Genomic DNA, 16836 nt, shown 5'->3' on the forward strand with positions numbered 1-16836 from the left:
CTTTCCCTTTAGTCGATGACTTTCGGAACCAGATACAGGCCGTTTTCGACCGCTGGTGCGATGGACTGGTAGGCCTCGCGGTGATTGGTCTCGGTCACAACGTCGGCGCGCAGGCGCTGACTGGCTTCCAGCGGGTGGGCCAGAGGCTCGATTCCGTCGGTATTAACAGCCTGCATTTCGTCGACCAGACCGAGAATGCTGTTGAGGGCGGAAGTAATGTGTGGAAGATCGGCATCATTGAGGCCAAGGCAGGCCAGATGAGCGATTTTTTCCACGTCGGAGCGTTCTAGCGCCATCGGGATTCTCCTGTGGAAAACAGAACGGACGGCGTCCGTGTGTTAGATTGTCGGAACACTACCGCACTTCTACGGTCATAAGGCCGCGATTGTGGGGCTTGGTGCACAGAAAAGCGGCCAATTTAACATATTGGCGCCTTGCCCAAAATCCCTGTCGTTGTTAGAGTTTGCCGCACTTTTTTACCCACGCGTTGCCTAGGGTCCCTTTCCCATGTTCAAGAAACTGCGTGGCATGTTTTCCAGCGATCTTTCCATTGACCTGGGCACTGCCAACACCCTTATTTACGTGCGCGAGCGCGGTATCGTCCTGAATGAGCCATCGGTTGTGGCCATTCGGACACACGGTAACCAGAAAAGTGTCGTTGCTGTCGGCACCGAAGCCAAGCGCATGCTCGGCCGTACGCCGGGCAACATTGCTGCCATTCGTCCGATGAAGGACGGCGTGATCGCCGACTTCAGCGTCTGCGAAAAGATGCTGCAATACTTTATTAACAAGGTTCACGAAAACAGCTTTCTGCAGCCTAGCCCTCGTGTGCTGATCTGCGTTCCATGCAAATCCACTCAGGTTGAGCGTCGTGCCATCCGTGAATCGGCCCTTGGTGCCGGTGCGCGTGAAGTGTTCCTGATCGAAGAGCCAATGGCTGCTGCGATCGGTGCCGGCCTGCCGGTTGAAGAAGCACGCGGCTCGATGGTCGTGGATATCGGTGGTGGTACCACTGAAATCGCGCTGATCTCCCTGAACGGTGTGGTTTATGCCGAATCCGTGCGCGTTGGCGGCGACCGCTTCGACGAAGCGATCATCACTTATGTACGTCGTAACTACGGCAGCCTGATCGGTGAATCCACCGCTGAGCGCATCAAGCAGGAAATCGGCACGGCCTACCCGGGCGGCGAAGTTCGCGAAGTCGACGTTCGCGGTCGCAACCTGGCCGAAGGCGTTCCACGCGCATTCACCCTGAACTCCAACGAAGTGCTGGAAGCTCTGCAAGAGTCCCTGGCCACTATCGTTCAGGCTGTGAAAAGCGCCCTGGAGCAATCGCCGCCGGAACTGGCTTCCGACATCGCCGAGCGTGGCCTGGTGCTGACCGGTGGTGGCGCGCTGCTGCGTGACCTCGACAAGTTGCTGGCGCAGGAAACCGGTCTGCCGGTGATCGTTGCCGAAGATCCGCTGACCTGTGTTGCTCGCGGCGGTGGCCGTGCATTGGAAATGATGGATAAACACACCATGGACCTGCTCTCCAGCGAATAAGTGCTGGGTTGCATTACATGGGTGAGCGCGCAGGCAGCACTTTGCAGTGCTGCCTGTTGGCGTTTATCTTCTGTCAGTCTTCATCCAGGCCGGTTTGATGCCGTATGAATAAACAGAACATTTGCCTGGGAGGAGCGGCTTATTAAACCGCTTTTCGCCAAGGGCCCTTCGTTGGGCGTGCGCCTGTTGGTGCTGGCCGTGCTATCGGTCGCGCTGATGGTGGTCGATGCCCGCTTCGACCTGCTCAAACCCGCGCGCAAACAAGCGTCGCTGGTGCTGATGGACGCCTACTGGATCACTGACCTGCCCGGACGTCTGTGGGAAGGGATTGCCAGCCAGTTCGGCAGCCGCACCGAGCTTGTCGCCGAAAACGAAAAACTCAAGACCGAAAACCTGCTGCTGCAGGGGCGCATGCAAAAGCTTGCCGCCCTCACCGAGCAGAACGTTCGGCTGCGCGAGTTGCTCAATTCTTCTGCGCTGGTCAATGAGAAGGTCGAAGTGGCCGAGTTGATCGGCATGGACCCCAATCCCTTCACCCATCGCATCATCATCAATAAAGGTGAGCGCGACGGCGTGGTGCTCGGTCAACCGGTGCTCGATGCGCGCGGCTTGATGGGGCAGGTGGTCGAGTTGATGCCTTACACCTCGCGTGTATTGCTGTTGACCGACACCACTCACAGTATTCCTGTACAGGTGAACCGCAATGGTCTGCGGGCGATTGCCAGCGGCACCGGCAACCCGGAGCGCCTTGAACTGCGCCACGTCGCCGACACGGCGGATATCAAGGAAGGCGATCTGCTGGTCAGCTCCGGTCTGGGTCAGCGCTTCCCGGCGGGTTACCCGGTCGCCACGGTGAAAGAAGTCATTCACGATTCCGGTCAGCCTTTTGCCATCGTGCGTGCGGTGCCGACTGCCGCGTTGAACCGCAGCCGCTACCTGTTGCTGGTATTCAGCGACAATCGCACGGCCGAAGAGCGCGTCAACGACGCGGCGCAAGCTCAGGAAAATCTTGATGCCTTTGGCGGCGGGCCAATCATTCCGGCCACCGTGCCGAAAACCGTGACCCCGCCTGTCGCAGCGCCAACCCCTGCGCCGGCTGCCACGCCTGCTGCACCTGCTGCTGCGGCGGCGAAACCGCCGGCGAGCAAACCGCCAGCGGCGGCCAGCAAACCTCCAGCTGCCCAGCCGGCGGCGCGACCCGCGGCGAAACCGCCGGTCAGTGTCCCGGCCACAACCGGGAGACAAGAATAATGGTCGGCGCTACTGCATCGCGAAACGGCTGGATTGTCTGGCTGACGTTTCTCATTGGCATCTTGCTCAGCGTATCGCCATTGCCAGTGTTCATGGAAATCCTGCGTCCGCTCTGGCTGGCCTTGCTCCTGACATTCTGGGCCTTGTACATGCCCCACACGGTCGGCATGGTCACGGCGTTTTGCCTGGGACTTGCCGAAGACGTGTTGCAAGGCGATCTGCTCGGTCAAAACGCCTTGATCCTGACCCTGATCACTTTCCTCGTGTTGTCGTTGCAGCAACGCCTGCGGATGTTTCCGATGTGGCAGCAATGCTTGGTGATTCTAGTGATCTTCGGCCTCGCGCAACTGGTGCAGTTGTGGCTCAGCGCCTTGACCGGCAACCGTCAGCCGACGCTGGCGCTGGTCCTTCCGGCACTGGTCAGTGCCTTGCTCTGGCCTTGGGTCAGCTTCGCTTTGCGTGGATTGCGCCGCCGCTACAAAATCAATTGATCCGGTGAAGCAAGGCACTGAACAGGGAGATGTTTTGATGAAGCCGCTTTACCTCGCCTCCGGATCGCCACGTCGACGTGAACTGCTCACGCAGATAGGCGTTCCGTTCTCCGCCATCAGCGCGGATATCGATGAAACCCCATTACCCGAAGAACCACCTTCGGCCTATGTCGAACGCCTCGCGCGCGGCAAGGCCGAGGCCGGTCGGCGCACGCTCGTGTCCGCTCAGCCGTTCTGCGTGCTGGGTGCCGACACCGCCGTGGTGCTTGACGGCAAAATTCTTGGCAAACCGGTGGACGAAGCCGATGCATGCGCCATGCTGATGATGTTGTCCGGCAAGGAACATGAAGTGCTGACCGCCATCGCCGTGCTTGAAGGTGAGCGCTGCGAGTCGCGGGTGGTGCGCAGCCTGGTGCGGTTTCGGCGTATCGGTGCTGCAGAAGCTGCCGCCTATTGGGCCAGTGGCGAGCCGCGCGACAAGGCCGGCGGTTATGGCATTCAGGGGCTCGGTGCGGTGTTTGTCGCCGGGCTCAATGGCAGTTATTCGGCCGTGGTCGGGCTGCCTGTTTGCGAAACCGCAGAACTGTTGGGCCATTTCGGCATACCCTGTTGGCAAAACCTGAACGCGCAATGAGCGTCGTACGAATCCAGATGCGGCCATTATCGTGAACATGCCTGAACGAGATCCTGCCATGAGTGAAGAGATTCTGATCAACATCACGCCGATGGAGTCGCGCGTGGCGGTGGTCGAAAACGGTGTGCTGCAAGAAGTCCATGTCGAGCGCACGCAAAAGCGCGGGATCGTCGGCAACATCTATAAAGGCAAGATTGTTCGGGTTCTGCCGGGCATGCAGGCGGCGTTCGTCGATATCGGCCTGGACCGTGCCGCGTTCATTCACGCAGCGGAAATCTCCCTGCGCGAAGGGCCGGCGGTGGAAAGCATCAGTTCGCTGGTGCACGAAGGTCAGAGCCTGGTAGTGCAGGTCACCAAGGACCCGATCGGCTCCAAGGGCGCGCGATTGACCACGCAGTTGTCGATCCCCTCGCGCTATCTGGTGTACATGCCGCGCACGGCCCACGTCGGTATTTCCCTGAAAATCGAAGACGAAGCCGAGCGCGAACGCCTCAAGCAAGTGGTCAGCGATTGTGTCGCCAAGGAAGGGATCAAAGAGGCAGGCGGCTTCATCCTGCGCACCGCCGCCGAAGGCGCTGGCGCCGATGAAATCCTCATGGACATCCGTTACCTGCGGCGCCTGTGGGATCAAATCAACGAGCAGATCAAAACCATTGCCGCGCCGAGCGTGATTTACGAAGACCTCGGTCTGGCGTTGCGCACCTTGCGCGATCTGGTCAACCCGAAGATCGAGAAAATCCGCATCGATTCCCGGGAAACCTTCCAGAAAACCACGCAGTTCGTCGCGGAGTTGATGCCAGAGATCGCCGACCGTCTGGAACATTATCCGGGCGAACGACCGATTTTCGACCTGTATGGCGTCGAAGACGAAATCCAGAAAGCCCTGGAACGTAAAGTGCCGTTGAAGTCTGGCGGTTATCTGGTGGTCGATCCGGCGGAAGCCATGACCACCATCGACGTGAATACCGGGGCGTTCGTCGGCCATCGAAATCTTGAAGAGACCATCTTCAAGACCAATCTGGAAGCCGCCACCGCGATTGCCCGACAGATGCGTCTGCGCAATCTCGGCGGGATCATCATCATCGATTTCATCGACATGGAAGATGAAGAGCATCAGCGTCAGGTCCTGCGGACCCTGGAAAAACAGCTGGAGCGTGACCACGCCAAGACCAACATCATCGGCATCACCGAGTTGGGCCTGGTGCAAATGACCCGCAAGCGCACCCGCGAAAGTCTTGAGCAAGTGCTCTGCGAGCCGTGCAGCAGTTGCCAGGGTCGCGGCAAATTGAAGACCGCAGAAACCATATGTTACGAGATCTTCCGCGAGATTCTCCGCGAAGCCCGCGCCTATCAGGCCGAGGGCTATCGGGTGCTGGCGAACCAGAAAGTGGTCGATCGCCTGCTTGACGAAGAATCCGGTAACGTTGCCGAGCTTGAAGGGTTCATCGGTCGGACCATACGCTTCCAGGTCGAAACCATGTATTCCCAGGAACAATACGACGTGGTGCTGCTCTGATCACCTGCGTCACATTTATTCCACCGCGGCTGGCCTCAGCTTTTCGCAGTATTTTTGCCATGGGAGCCATCTGACATGGAGCGTCTGACACGCATTCTGGCCATAATCACCCGTTGGGGGCTGGGCCTGTGCGCGTTGGTTCTGGTGTTGATGGCGTTGTACGTCAGCCTTGGCCGTGAGCTGACCCCACTGGTCGCGGAATACCGCACTGACATCGAAGACAAGGCCAGCGCCGCGCTGGGTATGCCTTTGCAGATTGGCGAACTGGAGGGCAACTGGAGCGGGTTTGCACCGATCCTGCTGGCGCACGATGTGATGGTCGGCAGCGGTGCCAACGCTTTGCGTCTGGATCGGGTGCGCGCCGTGCCGGATTTGTGGGCCAGCCTGCTGGCTCGCGAAGTGCGCATTGCTCATCTGGAACTCAACGGTCTGAAAATCAGCCTGAAAGAGGCCGAAGACGGCAGTTGGGCACTGGAAGGCCTGCCGGTGCAGAGCGATCAGCCGCTCGATCCGCAGCAGTTGTTCAACCGCTCGCAAATGATTCAGCAACTGTCGGTGCTCGACAGTCAGGTGACCCTGCAACCGCTGGATCACGCGCCGCTGACACTCACCTATGTCGGCCTCAATCTGAAAACCGGCGCCAGCCGTCAGCGCCTCGATGCGCGTCTGACCTTGCCGGATGGCCAGCCTGTTGCACTGAGCCTGCGCACGCGAATTCGCCCTGAGCAATGGCAGGACAGTGTGATCGATGGCTATGCCAGCCTGCCGCAAAGCGACTGGTCGAAGTGGCTGCCGGAACGCCTCACCCAGCAGTGGAATTTTTCCGAGATCAAGGCGGGCGGCGAACTTTGGGTCAACTGGGCCGAAGGTACCCTGCAGAGTGCCGCTGTTCGCCTGAACGCGCCGCAACTGACAGGTGCATACGCGGACCGCAAGCCGATCCAGATCAACAATCTGGCGGTTAACGCTTACTACCAGAACAGTGCCGAGGGGGCGATCCTCACGTTCGATTCCCTGGCAATGAGTTTCGGCGAGAACCGTTGGGATTCACATATACAGCTGAAGCAGACGCGCGCGACCGACAAGGTCGAGGAGCTCTGGCACTTGCAGGCGGATCGTCTCGACCTGACCCCGATCACTCCTTTGCTCAACGCACTTGGACCGCTACCCCAAGGTTTCGCCACGGTCGTTGATCATCTGAAAGTCACCGGTGGCCTGCGCAACGTGCTGCTGGATTTCCGCCCCAACGCCACCGATGGCAATAAATTCAGTTTCGCTGCCAACCTCGATAACGTCGGTTTCGACGCCTATCACGGCGCGCCGGCAGCACGAAACGTCAGTGGCAGCCTCAGTGGCAACCTCGACGGCGGCGAGTTGCGCATGGACAGCAAGGATTTTGTCCTGCACCTCGACCCGATCTTCGCCAAGCCATGGCAATACATTCAAGCCAACGCGCGCCTGACCTGGAAACTGGATAAAGACGGCTTCACCCTGATCGCGCCGTATCTGAAGGTGCTGGGCGAAGAGGGCAAGATTGCCGGTGACTTCCTGATTCGTCTGCACTTTGATCATAGCCAGGAAGACTACATGGACCTGCGGGTCGGTCTGGTGGAGGGCGACGGTCGCTACACCGCCAAGTACCTGCCCCAAGTCCTGAGCCCGGCGCTCGACGAGTGGTTGCGTACGGCGATTCTCAAAGGCGCGGTCGATCAGGGTTTCTTCCAGTATCAGGGTTCGCTGAGCAAGAACGCCGGAGAGGCCGATCGCAGCATCAGTCTGTTCTTCAAGGTGCACGACGCTGAACTGGCCTTTCAGCCAGGCTGGCCGCACGTGAGCAAGGTCAGTGGCGACGTGTTTATCGAAGACACTGGTGTGCGGATCGTGGCCGACAAGGGCCAATTGCTCGACACTCAAGTCAGTGATGTCTTCGTCAACATTCCCCACGTGCCTGCCGGGCAACATACGCATATGTTCCTTGACGGTGCCTTTGCCGGCGGCTTGGGGGACGGGCTGAAGATTCTTCAGGACGCACCGATCGGCACCGGTGAAACCTTTGCCGGCTGGGAAGGCGCAGGCGACCTGCAAGGCAAGCTCAAACTGGACATTGCGCTGGACAAGGGCGGCGACCTGCCGAAGATTCTGGTCGATTTCAAAACCGCCAATGCACGTCTGAAGCTCGCCGAGCCGAAGCTTGAGCTGACGCAACTCAAGGGGGATTTCCGCTTCGACAGTGCCAAGGGGCTGAGCGGCCAGAACATCACGGCGCGTGCCTTCGACAAACCGGTCACGGCGCAGATTTTTGCCGATGGCAGCCCGAACAAACTCAAGACTCGAGTGGCGGCTTCCGGCCAGGTCGAGGTGAAGAAACTCACCGACTGGCTGGGCGTGAAGCAAGCGCTGCCGGTGTCCGGGACGATTCCCTATCAGTTGCAATTGAATCTGGACGGTGCCGACAGTCAGTTGATGGTCAGCTCCAGCATGAAAGGCGTGGCGGTGGATCTGCCGGCGCCATTCGGCATGGCGGCGGACGTCGGTCGCGACACGGTGTTTCGCATGACCCTGCAGGGGCAGGAGCGGCGCTACTGGGTCAATTACGATCAACTGGCGAATTTTACCTTTGCGGCGCCGCCGACCAATTTTGCCGAGGGCCGTGGCGAGTTGTTCCTTGGTGCTGGCGAAGCGGTGCTGCCCGGCGCCAAAGGCTTGCGGATTCGCGGGGTGCTCTCGGAACTGGATGTAGCGCCGTGGCAGGATCTGGTCAACAAATACGCAGGGCAAGATCCGGGCGGCAGCGCCAAGCAACTGTTAAACAGTGCTGACTTCAAGGTCGGCAAACTCACGGCGTTCGGCACCACCCTTGATCAGGCCTCGGTTCAGGTCAATCGCAAGCCCGGGGCGTGGAATCTGGCGCTCGACAGCCAGCAGGCCAAAGGCACCGCCAGTCTGCCGGACGCCAAAAGCACACCGATTGCGGTGAATCTGCAATACGTGAAACTGCCAGCCCCCGACCCGTCGGTACAGGCTGACGAGAACTCGCCTGATCCGTTGGTTTCGGTCGATCCAACAAAAATCCCGGCGCTGGATATCACCATCAATCAACTGTTCCTCGGCCCGGATCTGGTCGGTGGCTGGTCGCTCAAGGTCCGCCCGACGGCCAAAGGCATCGCCCTGAATAACCTCGACATGGGCCTCAAGGGCATCCTGTTGCAGGGCAATGGTGGTTGGGAAGGTGCGCCGGGCGCGACCAACAGTTGGTTCAAGGGGCGCATTGGCGGCAAGAACCTCGCGGATGTGCTCAAGGGCTGGGGCTTTGCGCCGAGTGTGACCAGCGAAGAATTCCATATGGACGTCGATGGCCGCTGGCCGGGTTCGCCGGCGTGGCTGGCGACCAAGCGCTTCTCCGGCACCCTCGATGCGTCGCTGAACAAAGGTCAGTTCGTTGAAGTAGAAGGTGGCGCGCAGGCGCTGCGGGTGTTTGGTCTGCTCAACTTCAATTCTATTGGCCGGCGTTTACGTCTGGACTTCTCTGATCTGTTCGGCAAAGGCTTGAGCTATGACCGGGTCAAAGGTTTGCTGGTCGCCACCAACGGCGTCTACGTTACCCGTGAGCCGATCCGTCTGACTGGCCCGTCGAGCAACCTTGAGCTGGACGGCACGCTGGATCTGGTCGGCGATCAGGTCGATGCCAAGTTGCTGGTGACGTTGCCGGTGACCAACAACCTGCCGATCGCCGCGCTGATCGTCGGTGCACCAGCGGTTGGCGGCGCGTTGTTCCTCATCGACAAGTTGATCGGCGACCGTGTGGCGCGCTTTGCCAGTGTCAAATACACCGTCAAAGGCCCATGGAAAGAGCCGAAAATCACCTTCGACAAACCTTTTTGAACAGCCAGCCCCTGAGCCGATGGAGTAGCATGGCCGCATACCTCTTGCGGAGTTCGCCATGTCTTTAGCGGTGATTCAAATGGTCAGCCAGAGCGACGTGCTGGCCAATCTGGCTCAGGCCCGGCGCCTGCTCGAACAGGCTGCCGCCGGCGGCGCGAAGCTGGCGGTACTGCCGGAAAACTTCGCCGCCATGGGGCGTCGTGACATCGCCGACATCGGCCGTGCCGAAGCGCTGGGCGAAGGGCCGATCTTGCCGTGGTTGAAACAGACCGCCCGCGACCTCAAGTTATGGATAGTGGCCGGCACCTTGCCGTTGCCGCCGATGGATCAACCGACGGCCAAGGCCAATGCCTGTTCGCTGCTGGTCAATGATCAGGGCGAAACCGTTGCTCGCTATGACAAGTTGCATCTGTTCGATGTCGATGTCGCGGACAATCGCGGGCGTTATCGTGAATCCGATGACTATGCTTATGGCTGTGGCGTGGTGGTTGCCGACACGCCGGTGGGCAAACTCGGTCTGACCGTGTGTTACGACTTGCGCTTTCCGGAGCTGTACAGCGAATTGCGCGCCGCCGGTGCCGAGTTGATTACCGCACCGTCGGCCTTTACCGCGGTGACCGGCGCCGCCCATTGGGATGTGTTGATCCGGGCGCGGGCCATCGAGACCCAGTGTTATGTGCTGGCCGCAGCGCAGGGCGGGACCCACCCGGGACCGCGAGAAACCTTCGGTCATGCGGCGATTATCGATCCGTGGGGCCGCGTGTTGGCGAGTCAGGATCAAGGCGAAGCGGTGTTGTTGGCCGAACGCGACAGTATTGAACAAGCGTCCATCAGGGCGCGAATGCCGGTGGTGAGCCATCGGCGGTTTTTCTCGCAGGGCGCACAGCGGCCTGCTTCAGAACACGAATTTAAGGCGTAAACCTATGAGCGAGTTGTTGTCCTCAGTCAGTGATCACCTGTTGGCGCCCGGCGGCGTGACGATCGAGAGCCTGCAGAGCGTGCTCGGCGATCTGGCCGGTCCCGGCATCGATGCGGCCGACCTGTATTTCCAGGGCCAGATCTCCGAGTCGTGGGCGCTGGAAGACGGCATCGTCAAGGAAGGCAGCTTCAACCTCGACCAGGGTGTCGGTGTGCGCGCGCAGTCCGGCGAGAAAACCGGTTTTGCCTACAGCAACGCAATCACCCTCGAAGCCCTCGGTGCCGCTGCCCGTGCCGCGCGCTCGATTTCCCGTGCCGGGCAGAACGGCACGGTGCAGGCGTTCACCACGCAGGATGTTGCGCAGTTATACGCGCCGGATAACCCGCTGGAAGTGTTGAGCCGGGCCGAGAAAGTCGAACTGCTCAAGCGCATCGATGTGGCTACCCGGGCACTCGACCCGCGTATTCAGCAGGTCAGCGTCAGCATGGCCGGCGTCTGGGAGCGGATTCTGGTGGCCTCCACCGACGGCGGGCTGGCGGCGGATGTGCGCCCGCTGGTGCGCTTCAACGTCAGCGTGATCGTTGAGCAGAATGGCCGGCGCGAGCGCGGCGGGCATGGCGGCGGCGGGCGTACCGACTACCGTTATTTCCTCGCTGAAGACCGCGCCATGGGCTACGCCCGCGAGGCGCTGCGTCAGGCGCTGGTGAATCTGGAAGCGATTCCGGCGCCGGCCGGCACCTTGCCGGTGGTGTTGGGTTCGGGTTGGTCCGGCGTGCTGTTGCACGAAGCGGTCGGCCACGGTCTCGAAGGCGATTTCAACCGCAAGGGTAGTTCGGCCTACAGCGGGCGCATGGGCGAAATGGTTGCCTCCAAGCTGTGCACCATCGTCGATGACGGCACTTTGAGCGGCCGTCGCGGTTCGCTGAGCGTCGACGACGAAGGCACGCCGACGGAGTGCACCACGCTGATCGAAAACGGCGTACTCAAGGGCTACATGCAGGACAAGCTCAACGCGCGCCTGATGGGCGTGGCCCGCACCGGTAACGGCCGTCGTGAGTCTTATGCGCATCTGCCGATGCCACGCATGACCAACACCTACATGCTCGGTGGCGAAAGTGATCCGGCGGAAATCATCGCTTCGGTGAAAAAGGGTATCTACTGCGCCAACCTCGGCGGTGGTCAGGTTGACATCACCAGCGGCAAGTTCGTGTTCTCCACCAGCGAGGCCTACTTGATCGAAGACGGCAAGATCACCGCGCCGGTCAAAGGCGCGACGTTGATCGGCAACGGCCCTGAGGCGATGAGCCGGGTGTCGATGGTCGGTAACGATCTGGCGCTGGACAGCGGCGTGGGCACGTGCGGCAAGGATGGGCAGTCGGTGCCGGTAGGCGTGGGTCAGCCGACGCTGAAAATCGATGCGATCACCGTGGGTGGCACGGGCGCATAAGAAGAGGTGGAGCTTCGGGTGGCGCGCAGGGCGGCCACCCGGTGGCGAATATCAACGCAGACCGCGTTGGGTATCGTCCAGCTCACGGATGTACTTGAAGATTTTACGGCTGGAAGCAGGAGGTTTGTTTTGCGCAACCTCGTGCTGAGCCTGACGGATCAGGGAACGCAATTGCTGGCGATCGGCGTCCGGGTACTCGACGACGAATTTCTCCAGCACGGCATCGTCGCCTGCGATCAGGCGATCACGCCAGCGTTCCAGGTTATGGAAACGCTCGTTGTACTGACGAGTCGAGGCATCGAGTTGATCGAGCAACGTCAGAATCGCGTCAGTGTCCTGGTCGCGCATCAGCTTGCCGATGAACTGCAGGTGCCGTTTACGCGCGATGTTCGCGGTGTGCTTGGGCGCATCGGCCAGAGCCCGGCGCAAAGCGTCGGTCAACGGCAGTTTTGCCTGCAAGTCGGGCTTGAGTGTTGTAAGGCGCTCGCCAAGGTCAACCAGAGCATGCAGCTCGCGTTTGACCTGAGATTTGCTTTTTTCTCCCGTATCGAGGGAGTCGTCGTAAGAATCAACCATGGTGGCAGTCCGCAAAGAAACGCCGCCATGATAACCAGTCGGGGGCCGCTTGTCCGGCCCGGTCGCTCGATGACCCCAGCCGAAAGCAGAATTTGAGTGGAGATGAGCATGAGTGCAGTTCAAAGCGTCGGCCCGCAGGCATTGCCGGCACTGCAGGAACAAGTCGAGCAGATCATCGCCGAAGCCAAGCGTCAGGGCGCCAGCGCCTGCGAAGTCGCGGTGTCGCTGGAGCAGGGGCTGTCGACTTCGGTGCGCCAGCGCGAGGTCGAAACGGTCGAATTCAACCGCGATCAAGGCTTTGGTATCACGCTGTACGTCGGTCAGCGCAAAGGCTCGGCCAGCACTTCGGCGACTGGCCCGGATGCAATCCGCGAAACAGTGGCGGCGGCTCTGGCCATTGCCAAGCACACTTCCGAAGATGAAGCGTCTGGCTTGGCCGATGCTGCGCTGATGGCCAAGGAACAACACGATTTCGACCTGTTCCACGAATGGGACATCACCCCGGAGCAGGCCATCGAGAAGGCCTTGATCTGTGAAGCGGCGGCGTTCGATGCCGATGCGCGGATCAAGAACGCCGATGGCACCACCCTCAGCACCCATCAGGGCTGCCGCGTGTATGGCAACAGCCACGGTTTCATCGGTGGCTATGCGTCGACCCGGCACAGCCTGAGTTGCGTGATGATCGCCGAGGCGGACGGCCAGATGCAGCGCGATTATTGGTATGACGTCAGCCGTCAGGGCACCTTGCTGGCGGATCCAGTGAGCATCGGTCAGCGTGCCGCGCAGCGGGCGGCAAGCCGCTTGGGCGCGCGTCCGGTGCCGACCTGTGAAGTGCCGGTGCTGTTTTCGGCGGAACTGGCCGGCGGCTTGTTCGGCAGTTTCCTTTCGGCGGTCTCCGGCGGCAGCCTGTATCGCAAATCGTCGTTCCTCGAAGGCACTTTGGGGCAGAAGCTGTTCCCGGAGTGGCTGACCATTGATGAGCGTCCGCACCTGATGCGCGCGATGGGCAGTGCTTCGTACGACGGTGATGGTCTGGCAACGTATGCCAAACCGTTCGTCGAAAAGGGCGAGCTGGTTTCGTACATTCTCGGCACGTACTCCGGGCGCAAGCTCGGCATGCCAAGCACCGCCAATGCTGGCGGCGTGCACAACCTGTTCGTCACCCATGGCGATGAAGACCAGGCGGCGCTGTTGAAGCGCATGGGCCGTGGCTTGTTGGTCACCGAATTGATGGGGCACGGCTTGAACATGGTCACCGGCGATTATTCGCGCGGGGCGGCAGGTTTCTGGGTCGAGAACGGCGAAATCCAGTTCGCGGTGCAGGAAGTGACCATTGCCGGCAACATGCGCGACATGTTCAAGCAAATCGTTGCCGTGGGTAACGATCTGGAAATGCGCAGCAACATTCGCACCGGTTCGGTGTTGATCGAGCGAATGACGGTGGCGGGCAGCTAAACCCCATTCGTCAAAACTAAAAAGGCGCGCCACCCCATCGGGTGGCGCGCCTTTTTTATTGGCTCCCCACAAAACCCTGTGGGAGCGAGCCTGTTCGCGAAAGCGATTTAACAGCCGACCGCAGCGGTGACTGACAGGACGCCTTCGCGAGCAGGCTCGCTCCCACAATGAACTCTGTGTAACCCGGCGCTCTTGTTTTGGTTCTCATTATCATCTAATAATAAATCTCATTATCGGATGAGCCCCGGATCATGAGTTCTGCCTTGCACGAGCAGCCGTACCTCGAAAGCTGGCGCTGGATGAGTCGCCAGATCCGTTGCGCGATGGATCCTGACGAACCGCGCCTGATCGAACATTACCTGGCCGAAGGCCGGTACCTGTCTTGTTGCACCGCGACCTCAGCCTGGACGGTCGCCGAAACTTCCTTCCGTTTGTTGCTCGACACCGCCACCGACATCGCGCTGCCGTGGCACTGGCGCAGCCTGTGTCTCGATCAAGCCTGGCGCCCGCTGCGTGAAATGGAGCGCCTCTCTCTGTGCAACTGTCGGCTCAAACGCTGGCAGCGCTACACCTGGCAGCTCGCCACCTGCGACCTGCTTCCCTCGATTCCTCTTATTGAACTGGTGCAAGGATTTTCAGATGACCAAGACACGTATTGAGCGCGACAGCATGGGCGAACTGCAGGTGCCGGTGGACGCTCTCTACGGCGCGCAAACCCAGCGCGCAGTGGATAACTTCCCGATCAGCGGCAAACCGATGCCGACGCAATTCATTCGCGCACTGATCCTCGCCAAAGCCGCCGCCGCTCGGGCCAACGTTGAGCTCAACCAGATCAGCGCCGCGCAGGGCAAAGCCATCAGCGATGCCGCGCAAGGCCTGCTCGAAGGCGATTTCATGCAGCATTTTCCGGTGGATATCTTCCAGACCGGTTCCGGCACCAGCTCCAACATGAACGCCAACGAGGTGATCGCCACCCTGGCCAGCCGCCTGCTCGGCGAGCCGGTCAACGCCAACGATCACGTCAATTGCGGCCAGAGCAGCAACGACATCATCCCGACCACCATTCACGTCAGCGCCGCGCTGGCCCTGCACGAACAACTGCTGCCGGCGTTGTTGCACCTGGTGCAAGTGATCGAGCAAAAAGCTGCGCAAGTGCATCACCACGTCAAAACCGGTCGCACGCACTTGATGGACGCGATGCCGGTACGCATGAGCCAAGTGCTCAATGGCTGGGCGCAGCAGCTCAAGGCCAACATCAGTCATCTGCAGGATTTGTTGCCGAGCCTGCAATCCCTCGCGCAGGGTGGCACCGCGGTCGGTACCGGGATCAACGCGCATCCCGAGTTCGCCGCACGATTCAGCCGCCAGTTGAGCCAACTGACCGACGTGCAGTTCACCCCGGGCAAGGATCTGTTCGCGCTGATCGGCTCGCAGGACACCGCCGTCGCCGTCTCCGGCCAGCTCAAAGCCACTGCGGTGTCGCTGATGAAAATCGCCAACGACCTGCGCTGGATGAACTCCGGTCCTTTGGCCGGCCTCGGCGAAATCGAGCTCGAAGCCCTGCAACCGGGTTCGTCGATCATGCCCGGCAAGGTCAATCCGGTGATCCCGGAAGCCACTGCCATGGTTGCCGCGCAAGTGATCGGCAACGACTCGGTGATCACCATTGCCGGTCAGTCGGGCAACTTCGAACTGAACGTCATGCTGCCGATCATCGCGCAGAACCTGCTGAGCAGCATCGAGTTGCTGGCCAATTCCAGCCGCCTGCTCGGCGACAAAGCCATCGCCAGTTTCAAGGTCAACGAGTCGCGCTTGAAAGAAGCGTTGTCGCGCAATCCGATTCTGGTCACCGCGCTCAACCCGATCATCGGTTACCAGAAAGCCGCTGAAATCGCCAAGCAGGCCTACAAGGAAGGCCGCGCGGTGATCGACGTCGCTCTGGAACACACCGACCTGTCGCGCAGCCAACTGGAAGAGTTACTCAATCCCGAGAAACTCACCGCCGGCGGCGTGTAAATCCCGCAACCGCTTTGGAGGCTCACCATGGAGCACTGGAAACTCACGATCGAACGGGCCAATCGCTGCTTCATGCTCGGCGAACTGATCGACGCCCGTGAGGCTTACCTGCAAGCCCTGGCCCTGGCGCAAGTGTTGTTCGAACGCTGGGCAGATGCCGACGAAGCGGTGGCGGCCTGCGTCATCTCTCACCACAACCTGGCCGACTTGCACCTGCGTCTGAATCAGCCGGAGGAGAGCGCCGAATACCTTTGCGCCATCCACCAGCGGCTGTTGCAGACCATGCAGGACGAGCGTCTGCGCCCGGCGCTGCGGGAAGCGGCGTTGCGTCAGAGCAGCAAGACCTACGTCGAACTGCTGAATTTCATCAGCGAGCACGGCGAATACCCGCGCACTCAGCGCCTGCTGCACCCGGATACCGGCAATGCGCGCCGCGCGCCTGCCCCACATCACCATGGAGTCCATTGAAATGGCTTTTACCTTGCCTGCCTTGCCTTACGCCTACGATGCCCTGGAACCGCATATCGATGCGCAGACCATGGAGATTCACTACACCAAGCACCACCAGACCTACATCAACAACCTCAACGCCGCCGTAGAGGGCACTGAATACGCCGAGTGGCCGGTGGAAAAACTCGTCGCCAGCGTCAAGGAGTTGCCGGAAAAACTCCGAGCAGCGGTGATCAATCAGGGGGGCGGTCACGCCAACCATTCGCTGTTCTGGGAAGTGATGGTGCCAGGCGGCGGTGGCAAACCGGACGGCGCGCTGGCCAAGGCCATTGATGAGCAACTGGGCGGCCTCGATAGTTTCAAGGACGCCTTCACCAAAGCCGCGCTGACCCGTTTCGGCAGTGGCTGGGCCTGGCTCAGTGTGACCCCGGAGAAAAAACTGATCGTGGAAAGCAGCGGTAACCAGGACAGCCCACTGATGAATGGCAACACGCCGATTCTCGGTCTTGATGTCTGGGAGCACGCCTACTACCTGCGCTATCAGAACCGTCGCCCGGAATACATCAACGCATTCTACAACGTGATCAATTGGCCTGAAGTTGCTGCGCGCTATCAGGCCGCACTGGTTTAAGTCTTCTATAAAAACAATCCAAG

Annotated in this window: 15 protein-coding genes; 13 read left to right on the forward strand and 2 right to left on the reverse strand. The window is 60.4% G+C overall.

Features of this window, described 5'->3' with window-relative positions:
• Positions 1-8: 8 nt before the first annotated feature.
• On the reverse strand, positions 9-296 hold the full coding sequence (gene gatC / locus A8O26_RS19015; RefSeq protein WP_007901429.1) for an Asp-tRNA(Asn)/Glu-tRNA(Gln) amidotransferase subunit GatC: 288 nt from the start codon (positions 294-296) through the stop codon (positions 9-11).
• 211 nt (positions 297-507) lie between these two features.
• Between gatC and mreB the strand changes: the two genes are divergently transcribed.
• From mreB to tldD, 8 genes are all read left to right on the forward strand, one after another.
• On the forward strand, positions 508-1545 hold the full coding sequence (gene mreB / locus A8O26_RS19020) for a rod shape-determining protein MreB (RefSeq protein ID WP_002555108.1): 1038 nt from the start codon (positions 508-510) through the stop codon (positions 1543-1545).
• A 141-nt stretch (positions 1546-1686) separates the two neighbouring features.
• Positions 1687-2796, forward strand: a complete 1110-nt coding sequence (gene mreC, locus A8O26_RS19025) for a rod shape-determining protein MreC (protein ID WP_081265218.1) — start codon at positions 1687-1689, stop codon at positions 2794-2796.
• Positions 2796-3287 (forward strand): rod shape-determining protein MreD, encoded by a 492-nt coding sequence (mreD, locus tag A8O26_RS19030; RefSeq protein ID WP_064119351.1) that lies wholly within the window; start codon positions 2796-2798, stop codon positions 3285-3287. The genes mreC and mreD overlap by 1 nt, the downstream gene beginning before the upstream one ends.
• Before the next feature lie 37 nt (positions 3288-3324).
• Positions 3325-3921, forward strand: coding sequence for a Maf family protein (locus A8O26_RS19035; protein WP_064119352.1), 597 nt, complete (start codon positions 3325-3327; stop codon positions 3919-3921).
• Positions 3922-3979: 58 nt separating this feature from the next.
• A complete protein-coding gene (gene rng / locus A8O26_RS19040) occupies positions 3980-5437 on the forward strand; it encodes a ribonuclease G (RefSeq protein ID WP_064119353.1) in 1458 nt (485 codons plus the stop codon).
• A gap of 75 nt (positions 5438-5512) precedes the next feature.
• On the forward strand, positions 5513-9319 hold the full coding sequence (locus A8O26_RS19045; protein WP_064119354.1) for a YhdP family protein: 3807 nt from the start codon (positions 5513-5515) through the stop codon (positions 9317-9319).
• Positions 9320-9377: 58 nt separating this feature from the next.
• Positions 9378-10238 (forward strand): carbon-nitrogen hydrolase family protein, encoded by an 861-nt coding sequence (locus A8O26_RS19050; RefSeq protein ID WP_064119355.1) that lies wholly within the window; start codon positions 9378-9380, stop codon positions 10236-10238.
• A 4-nt stretch (positions 10239-10242) separates the two neighbouring features.
• Positions 10243-11685, forward strand: coding sequence for a metalloprotease TldD (tldD, locus tag A8O26_RS19055; RefSeq protein WP_016984166.1), 1443 nt, complete (start codon positions 10243-10245; stop codon positions 11683-11685).
• A 51-nt stretch (positions 11686-11736) separates the two neighbouring features.
• On the opposite strand, the gene yjgA is transcribed toward tldD, so the two are convergent.
• Complete coding sequence (gene yjgA, locus A8O26_RS19060) at positions 11737-12261, reverse strand: ribosome biogenesis factor YjgA (RefSeq protein WP_025109468.1); 525 nt, start codon at positions 12259-12261, stop codon at positions 11737-11739.
• A gap of 108 nt (positions 12262-12369) precedes the next feature.
• Here yjgA and pmbA point away from each other — a divergent pair, with 108 nt between their 5' ends.
• The 5 genes from pmbA to A8O26_RS19085 all read left to right on the forward strand — a co-directional run bounded on the left by pmbA (position 12370) and on the right by A8O26_RS19085 (position 16813).
• Positions 12370-13716: a metalloprotease PmbA gene (pmbA, locus tag A8O26_RS19065; protein ID WP_064119356.1), complete on the forward strand. Its 1347-nt coding sequence runs from the start codon at positions 12370-12372 to the stop codon at positions 13714-13716.
• A gap of 251 nt (positions 13717-13967) precedes the next feature.
• Positions 13968-14375, forward strand: coding sequence for a hypothetical protein (locus tag A8O26_RS19070; RefSeq protein ID WP_064119357.1), 408 nt, complete (start codon positions 13968-13970; stop codon positions 14373-14375).
• Entirely contained in the window at positions 14356-15732 is a 1377-nt protein-coding gene (locus A8O26_RS19075) for a class II fumarate hydratase (RefSeq protein WP_064119358.1), read from the forward strand. The genes A8O26_RS19070 and A8O26_RS19075 overlap by 20 nt, the downstream gene beginning before the upstream one ends.
• Positions 15733-15759: 27 nt before the next feature.
• Positions 15760-16200 (forward strand): hypothetical protein, encoded by a 441-nt coding sequence (locus A8O26_RS19080; RefSeq protein WP_064119359.1) that lies wholly within the window; start codon positions 15760-15762, stop codon positions 16198-16200.
• Between the two features lies 1 nt (position 16201).
• On the forward strand, positions 16202-16813 hold the full coding sequence (locus tag A8O26_RS19085) for a superoxide dismutase (RefSeq protein WP_064119360.1): 612 nt from the start codon (positions 16202-16204) through the stop codon (positions 16811-16813).
• Positions 16814-16836: the final 23 nt, after the last annotated feature.

Source organism: Pseudomonas fluorescens, from assembly GCF_001648775.1.
GTDB lineage: Bacteria > Pseudomonadota > Gammaproteobacteria > Pseudomonadales > Pseudomonadaceae > Aquipseudomonas > Aquipseudomonas fluorescens_M.